This is a genomic window from Peptidiphaga sp., assembly GCF_057238965.1.
Window position 1 is genome coordinate 1 of the sequence record NZ_DBHHEV010000075.1, and the last position, 8,021, is coordinate 8,021.

9 protein-coding genes are annotated in these 8,021 nt (G+C 63.7%); 8 read left to right on the forward strand and 1 reads right to left on the reverse strand.

The window, feature by feature from the left end:
• From ACO48X_RS08780 to ACO48X_RS08800, 5 genes are all read left to right on the forward strand, one after another.
• Positions 1-1,673: hypothetical protein (locus ACO48X_RS08780; RefSeq protein WP_485001710.1), on the forward strand; the 1,673-nt coding region annotated here is incomplete at its 5' end.
• 457 nt (positions 1,674-2,130) lie between these two features.
• On the forward strand, positions 2,131-2,442 hold the full coding sequence (locus ACO48X_RS08785) for a hypothetical protein (protein ID WP_485001711.1): 312 nt from the start codon (positions 2,131-2,133) through the stop codon (positions 2,440-2,442).
• Positions 2,439-4,133, forward strand: a complete 1,695-nt coding sequence (locus ACO48X_RS08790) for an alpha/beta hydrolase (RefSeq protein WP_485001712.1) — start codon at positions 2,439-2,441, stop codon at positions 4,131-4,133. The genes ACO48X_RS08785 and ACO48X_RS08790 overlap by 4 nt, the downstream gene beginning before the upstream one ends.
• Positions 4,134-4,251: 118 nt before the next feature.
• Complete coding sequence (locus ACO48X_RS08795) at positions 4,252-4,788, forward strand: LppA family lipoprotein (RefSeq protein ID WP_485001713.1); 537 nt, start codon at positions 4,252-4,254, stop codon at positions 4,786-4,788.
• Positions 4,789-4,939: 151 nt separating this feature from the next.
• A complete protein-coding gene (locus ACO48X_RS08800) occupies positions 4,940-5,476 on the forward strand; it encodes an LppA family lipoprotein (protein ID WP_485001714.1) in 537 nt (178 codons plus the stop codon).
• Between the two features lie 339 nt (positions 5,477-5,815).
• Here ACO48X_RS08800 and ACO48X_RS08805 read toward each other — a convergent pair whose 3' ends face one another.
• Positions 5,816-6,631 (reverse strand): serine hydrolase domain-containing protein, encoded by an 816-nt coding sequence (locus ACO48X_RS08805; RefSeq protein ID WP_485001715.1) that lies wholly within the window; start codon positions 6,629-6,631, stop codon positions 5,816-5,818.
• 259 nt (positions 6,632-6,890) lie between these two features.
• On the opposite strand from ACO48X_RS08805, the gene ACO48X_RS08810 reads away from it, so the two are divergent.
• The 3 genes from ACO48X_RS08810 to ACO48X_RS08820 form a co-directional block, all read left to right on the forward strand.
• Positions 6,891-7,085: a hypothetical protein gene (locus ACO48X_RS08810; RefSeq protein ID WP_485001716.1), complete on the forward strand. Its 195-nt coding sequence runs from the start codon at positions 6,891-6,893 to the stop codon at positions 7,083-7,085.
• A complete protein-coding gene (locus ACO48X_RS08815; RefSeq protein ID WP_485001717.1) occupies positions 7,082-7,324 on the forward strand; it encodes a hypothetical protein in 243 nt (80 codons plus the stop codon). The genes ACO48X_RS08810 and ACO48X_RS08815 overlap by 4 nt, the downstream gene beginning before the upstream one ends.
• A 181-nt stretch (positions 7,325-7,505) precedes the next feature.
• The coding region (locus ACO48X_RS08820; RefSeq protein WP_485001718.1) for an HAD family hydrolase at positions 7,506-8,021 on the forward strand (516 nt) is incomplete at its 3' end.

Genomic DNA, 8,021 nt, shown 5'->3' on the forward strand with positions numbered 1-8,021 from the left:
GCCCCGAGCTGATCGCGTGGGACCTCACCGACGAGCCGCCGTTCTGGATTCCCGGCGAAACCACCGACGACGAACACGCCGTCGAATGGACCGCGGCCCTGACTCAGGCGATCCGCGCGAACCACCCTGGCTGCCTCGTGACCATCGGCACGGCCTCCCAGGAGGTCGATGGCGGACCGTTCCGGGCCGACGTCGTCGCCGACGCCCTCGACTTCGCGTGCGTGCATCCCTACCCGATCTACTCGCCGGAGCTGTACGCCGACCGTCTGGGCTCGCGGCGGATGAGCATGGCGGGGGCGTTCGAGACCGCCCTCGCCCGCGGCGCCGGAAAATCGGTTATGGTCCACGAATTCGGGGCCTCCAGCACCCAGTTCGCGCCCGAGGCGATCGCCGACTACGACAGGCTCGTGTGTTGGTCTTCCTTGGGGGCCGGGGCGATCGGCTTCTACGCGTGGTGCTGGATCGACGCCGAACCCGCCGCCTACCGCCGCGCACCGTACGTGCGCATGCCCCACGAAACGCAATTCGGGCTGCTCGACGCCGAAGGCAAGGCACGCCCCCGCGCCCGCGTTCAGAGCGAGCTCGCGAGGGTGACCGGGGCCCTCGACCTCGAGGGACTGGCGGGCGACGGTCCCTGGACGCCCGCGTCGATTCCCGTGCCGCACGAGTACATCAAGCCCTACGACCGCGCCTCCTACGGTTTGGACGACGCGCCCTCGGGGCCTTACGCTCCGGCCGAAAAGGCTTGGGAGCCCGCCCGCGACGTCAAGCCGCTGGTGCGCGGGTGGCTCAACTCCTACGTCTTCGCCTCCCGCGCCGGGCTGCCCTGTCAGTTTCCCCGCGAAAAGCTTGACGATTCGTGGCCCGCGACGCCCGTCGCCCTGCTTCCCGCGCCGCTTACCTCGACGACGTCGTCCCTCCTGCATATGCGCACGTCCTTCTGGCAGGGAGCGCTCGACTACGTCGAAGCCGGCGGCGTCCTCTATCTTTCGTGCTCCGCGGAAACGGCGATCCCCGAGCTCGCGGAATTCGCGGGCGTGCGCATAGCCGACCGGGCCGTCGCAACGGACCGCCTGGAGCTGACCGCCGTCGAGCCTTTCGCGGGCCTGGAAGCGGGCGACGTTGTCTCGGTCGAGCTGCCGGCCGCCGCCAGGGCGGGCGGAGCGGCCAACGATCTGCATCTGCGGGGCGTGGAGCTGGATGTGGTCGACGCGAGAACGGTGGCAACCGACGCCGCCGGCCTGCCCGCGCTGACCGTGGCCCGGCGCGGCCGGGGGGCCGTCGTCGTATGCGCCTATCCGATCGAGCTTCTCGCCGCCGAGATCGCCGACGCCCACGGCGACGCCGACGGCCTATGGCGCGTCTACAGGCTCGTGCGCGACCTTGCCGGGATTGAGCCGCCGGTCGACCTCGATTCTCCGCAGCTCGCGCGGGGCGTCCTGCGCGGCCCGCGCGGCGGGATCCTTGTAGCCACCAATCACGGCCGCAAGGACGTGAGCGTGCCATTGAAGACGAGCGAATCTTCGCGGGCGGCCGAGGCGGTGAGAACGATCGAGGTCGTGCATACGGCCGCGACTGTGCCCGTCGAAATTCCCGACGGCAGGCCGATCGAATCGGGTGAAACCGTCCATGTTCCGAGCGGAGGAGCGGCGATAATCGCGTGGACGTGCTAGCGTGCTTGGCCTGAAACAGATTGGAAACACTGAAGAGGCAAGCACTGAGATCTGGGCGGCGGACGGCTTGGCCGAAATCAGAAGTCTGAGCTGAAGCCGGACTTCGGCCAAGCTTGTCGCGCCGCCCATGGGCCGCATGTTCGACCTTGCCGAAGGCCTTTGATTTCTTCATGATCGCGGTCTGTTTCGGGGTGCGGGCTGGCTTTGTTCGCAGCGGATCGTGATTGAAAGCGAAGACAATGAAGTTCCGCAAGAGTGTGTTGTATATCACAATTATATAGCGGTATCATTCGACACCATTGCGTAGCTTTGGAAGGCGGTTCCGCGATGCGGACCGCCAATTGGGTTTACCAAGTGATAGGGTGTTGTGCTGTAATGGTCGCAACTTCCAACAGTGACTCACGCCTAATAAAAAGCGCATGCGTGACGTCATTGTCGGCGCGTGAAAGGGTGAACAATGTCAAAAGTGAAAGTTTCTCCGCAGCTGCTGAAAAAGGCCGCCTCGGAGGCAGACCAAGCCGGCCAAGCGATTGGTTCCGTAAAAATGCTAGAAGGAACGCCTAGTGTTGCAGAGGCAATGCCGGGAAGCCGATCGGGAGGAGCCGTCGTCCGTGCCGCAGACTTCGGCGACAAGATGGCCAAAAGCATGAAAGACTCCCTGGAAGCCCTCGCTGGGGCGCTCGACAAGGCGCGCGAAGACTACAACGCCGCCGACCATTCTTCGAGCGTCGATTTTTCCAACCTCGACAGCCGTCTGCGAGGCAAATGATGGTCACGTGGGATGAGCTCAAACGTTGGAAGCCCGAGGGTCTGGACTCCTTTATTGACCTGCTTGTCAATTCTAGAAAGAAGGCTGTGGGCGGGGGCGACCATATAGAGACTATGGATCTCTCCACAGGATGGGAAGGCGAGGGAGCAGCGGCGGCTCAGCAGAGGCGCGATCGTTTAGATCGAAAGACCGTCCTGCTGCTGAAAAACATCGGTGAGCTAATAAAGGCCACTGCAGAGGCTCAGGAAGGCCTTGGCGAGGTTTCGACCATGGTTGTGGAAGCCGAGTCTCGCGCCAGCCATTTCGGCTTCAAGATCTCCGCTGACGGAACGACTGTGACCGATCCGAATCCAATCAAAAAAAGCTTCGGCGACTTGGTCAGCCCATGGGACACCGACCGTGAGGAAGACAAAAAGGAACGCGAGGAACACCTCGAGGAGTGCAAGGTCCATGTCCGCAATGCGCGCAAGAAAGCCGACGAGGTAGACAGGGCCTACGAGGCCGCCCTTCTGCGGATCGCTGGCGGAAAGGTGAAGTCTTCGGGCAGGTTGGAGGATCCGAATCCTGGTTTGTCAAAGCAGCCGCCCTCGAACAATACGGAGGAGGTCGCCGCATGGTGGGCCGCCCATACCGACGCCGAAAAACAGGCTTTGGCTGAAGAGTCCCCTGAAATGGTCGGCAACCTGGACGGCGTGGAGGCGAAGTACAGAAACATCGCCAATCGCAAACTGTTGAACAGGGATCTCCAACAGTACAAACCCGTAGCCGACCGTCTGGAGCAGCTCAAGAGGGCGAATCCAGGCAAGAGCGAGTCCCAGCTTCTGAGCCGTGATGAGCTCCTGCAGCTCAAGTACTATCGGGAGGCGAAGAATGTGGAAAAGGCTCTGACGCAGAATGACGGAAACACCCAGCTGCTCATCTTCCAGCACGGCGGTGACGAAACCGGGGCGAAACACGCCCATGCGGCAATAGCGGTGGGCGATGTGGACACCGCAAAACACGTCACCACCTTCATGCCCGGCATGGGCACTGACGTTTCCAAGAACATGGACCGAGTCACGCGGGACGTGGCGAATCTTAAGACGGAAGCGGAAAGACAGTCGCACGGTGAATCTGTGGCGGCGATCGGCTGGGTCGGGTACGACGCTCCGCCGGCGCCGTGGGAAAGCAATCCGGGCAAGAGTATAAAGCAGTGGGACTTTTCCGTTCTCGGCACCCGCGATGCCCGTATGGGCGGCGACGGAGGAGCGAAGTTCCTGGAGGGGATCAGGGATTCGCGCAACGCGGCGATTTCGGGAACGTCGGACGTTCACCAGTCGCTTCTTGGCCACTCGTACGGATCGACGACGGCCAGTTACGCTGCCGCGCAGGCAAGGCCCGGGGTGATTGACGACTTCGGCGTGTTCGGTTCGTCGGGAGTGAAGAACGGATCGTGGGACATGAACGTCCCGCAGGGGCACAGGTTCGTCTCCCTCTTCAAGGACGACCCGATCAGAACCGCCAATGTCAGCGCTGGTTTTGCTCACAATCACAACGGAAGCCTGGGCATGGACCCCTACGATGATTCGGGCTTCAAGAAACTGAATCCGGAGGGGCCCGGCACGAAGACAACCGGCCATTCCGGCTATCTCGTCAACAAAAGCCATGCACAGTGGCAGTTGGCGTCGATTGTTGTTGGAAAGGCTCATTGACATGGGCGCGGTCGCACGGGCGGTTGCCGCGGCAGCTGCATGCTGGGCCCTATGCGCCTGCGGGCCTGTTGGGCCCGGCTTGAATTCGCCGACGCTGTCGGGAAAGGGGGAGAGCTCGGTGGAGCAGACACCGTCTCCGTATTACGAGGGGCGTAAGCCTTTCGGCGAGCGGGTGGACGTGATAACCGCCCGCAGTCAGCTTATGGGGGCGTTGGCCAGGGTGCGCTCCAGAGTCGACGCCGAGTTCGGCGCCAGGCAGTGGACCTGGCTAGACGAGGACCCGAACAAGCTTTACGACCCGTGCGACGATATACACGAGGGCGGTTATCTTGATCGTGTTCGGCAGGGGATCGCCTCTGGTTTTTCGAATGATGCGTGGCCGCGCTTGCTTGCCATTGTCAAGGAGGAGGTCGCTCCTTTCGGTTTCACGGAGGTCATCGACGTATCCAACGACAATAGTCGTGCAGTCTACATCTACAACACCCAGGACGGCGGTTATGTCGGTGCTTCGGTCGAAGACAACGACTCCTTTGGGATGGATTACATGACCGGCTGCCGCCCCGCGCCACCCGGGCGCAAGCCCAGGACCGCCGCGGATCCTCCGGAGCCCGGGTCGCCGACGCCGGCGGCCTCGCCATCGACTGGAATCGGGTGAATGCTTCATGTTGTTGTTGGAAAGGCTCATTGACATGGGTGCGGTCGCACGGGCGGTTGCCGCGGCAGCTGCATGCTGGGCCCTATGCGCCTGCGGGCCTGTTGGGCCCGGCTTGAATTCGCCGACGCTGTCGGGAAAGGGGGAGAGCTCGGTGGAGCAGACACCGTCTCCGTATTACGAGGGGCGTAAGCCTTTCGGCGAGCGGGTGGACGTGATAACCGCCCGCAGTCAGCTTATGGGGGCGTTGGCCAGGGTGCGCTCCAGAGTCGACGCCGAGTTCGGCGCCAGGCAGTGGACCTGGCTAGACGAGGACCCGAACAAGCTTTACGACCCGTGCGACGACCTCCACGAGGGCGGTTACCTCGACCATTCTCGACAAGGGATCGCCCCCGGTTTCTCCAAGGATGCTTGGCCGCGCATGCTTGCCATTGTCAAGGAGGAGGTCGCTCCTTTTGGTTTCACGGAGGTCATCGACGTCTCAGATGGTCGTGACCATGGGGCCTACATCCACAACACCCAGGATGGCGGGTATGTAGACGCGTCTTTGACACGGGAAAACTACTTTGGCATGCGCTATTCGACCGGCTGCCGCCCCGCGCCACCCGGGCGCAAGCCCAGGACCGCCGCGGATCCTCCGGAGCCCGGGTCGCCGACGCCGGCGGCCTCGCCATCGACTGGAATCGGGTGAATGCTTCATGCCCACGGTTAGTGCCGCCCTTCGAACACAGTCTTTGACTGGCACGCAATGAATGCTTACGGTGCGGTGTTTTGGCTCACGGTGCGGCGCTCCAGTTCTCAGGACGGTGTTCCAGTTCTCAGGATGGGGTTCAAGTGCTTAGGACGGAGCTCAAGTCCCTAGGGCGGGGCTCAAGTGCTCAGTGCACATCGTTGGGTGCGGCGGTGTGCTGCGCTGGGCTCGACGGTGCGCATCGCTGGGCTTGGCGGTGTGCCGCGCCGGAACTGGCAGCGTGCCGCGCCGAGCTTGACGATCTGGGGCTTCAGGCGGAGCCTTGTCGAGACCGCCGAATCATGCCTCGCGCATGGCCTTCGTCAGCGCCGGCCACGCCTCCCTGTGAGGCACGCCGAAGGGGCGGGCGCCGAGGAAAGCCCCGGCGCGCCCGACCGTCGGATCGACCCACAGGAACGACCCCGATTGGCCGAAGTGCCCGTAGGCCGACGGCGGAAACGAGGCGTCCGTCCAATGCGGCGCCTTCGAGTCGCGGATCTCCACGCCCAAGCCCCACGCGTTGTCGGCCTGCCGCCCGTACCCGGGCAGCACTCCCGAGATCCCGGGGAACTGCGGCGTGATCGCCTCGCGCCACAGCTCCGACGAGACGAGCGTGGGTGAGAGCATTTCCCGGCCGAACGCCAGAAGGTCGGCCACCGAGCCGCGGCCCGAGTGGGCCGGCGACCCCTCGCATTCGGTTGCGCTCATGCCCAGCGGAATGAGCACGGTTTCCTCCAGCCACTCGGAAAAGGGCGTGCCGGTCGCCTCCTCGACGACGTCGCCCAGCACGTCAAAGCCCCGATTCGAATACACGCGCCGCTTTCCCGGCGCGCCCAGAACCGCCCCCTCCTCGAACGGCAAACCGGAGGCATGCGCAAGAAGATGGCGCACAGTCGACCCCTCGGGCCCCGCGGGGGCATCCAAACGCAGCAGTTTCCGATCGACCGCCACGAGGGCGGCGTACCCGGCCAGCGGCTTCGTCACCGAGGCGAAAGGGAATGCCGCGTCGACGTCGCCCGAACACGCGATCGGCCCCGCAAGGTCCGTCACACCGAAAGCACACGGAAAGTCAAAATGCGCGGCAGCGGCCCGCGCGGCGGCGTCGAAGGAAGTCACCCGGCCAGTTTGCCACGGGCGGCCCTCGGTTGCCACGGGCGGATGATTGCCAGCCGTAGCCCCAGTTGCAGCGGCTGCAAAGGTGACCGAGACAATCCAAAGTTTATAGCTTGCTGTGTCCACGCGAAGGTATGCAGACGATTCCCTAAACCCGGGTTGCACGATAGATCCCTAGACCCGGGTTGCACGATAGATCCCTAGACCGGGGTTGCGCGATAAATCTAGTCCGGGGTAGACCATGTGAGTGAAAGGCAGCGCTGTGTTTAAGAAGCCCAAGCAAGAAGCAAAAGCTCGCGACCTTGACTTCTCGACCACGGAGCTGACGAATCATACTGCGGTCACCGTCGGAACAACTTCACGCACGCTTGGATGTCACGCTGAAATTGACGACCTGACCGCCCGCAAATTCTTCGACCAATTCTCCGACGAGTTGGGAAAGGGGTGGTGGCGATGAGCCGCCGATTCACTGTCACAGCCGAACGCGGGCGCACAGGGTGGTGGGTCACCGAATGCGCCGAGGTCGGCGCGGTCTCTCAGGTTCGCCGACTCGACCAAGCAAGCGACGACATCCGCGAGGCCGTCGCATACCTTGCGGGATTGCCGGAGGACGACGTCGTCATTGACGTCGTCCCCGTTCTTCCCCAGGCGTATCGGGAACATGCTGCGCGGGCGAAGGAGGAACGCGAAAAATGACGAGGGCTCAGCGGCTGGAGGCTGCGCCGTCGCCCAGCGCCCGGCAGCCGCAGCGCAATCTTCCGGCGCCCGCCGCCTTTAAGAACCCGCCTCATTCAGGATCGGTCGAATCCTGGACGTCCGGTGTGAACTGTGCCCGGTAAGGGCCACGGCTGGCCGCTCAGCGGCCTAGACTTGAAGCATGGCTGACATTGCGAATTGGTTGACTGACATGGACGGCGTGCTCATTCACGAAGAGCACGCTCTGCCGGGGGCGTCCGAGTTTCTCAGCGCTTTGCGCGAGCGCGAGATCCCCTTCCTCGTTTTGACGAACAACTCGATCTTCACCCGCCGCGACCTCTCCGCGCGGCTGGCCTCATCCGGCCTCGACGTTCCCGAGCAGAACATCTGGACTTCCGCCACCGCCACGGCCACCTTCCTCGCCACGCAGTCCGACTCGCGCCGCGCCTACGTGGTGGGCGAGGCGGGGCTCACCACCGCCCTGTACGAGCACGGCTTCGTCATGACCAACGACAATCCGGATTTCGTGGTTCTCGGCGAGACCCGCACATACAGCATCGAGGCCCTCACGCAGGCCATTCGCCTCATCGGCAAAGGCGCCCGCTTCATCGCCACCAACCCGGACGTCACCGGGCCGTCCGCGGACGGGCCCATCCCGGCCACAGGCGCCGTCGCCGCGATGATAACCGCGGCCACC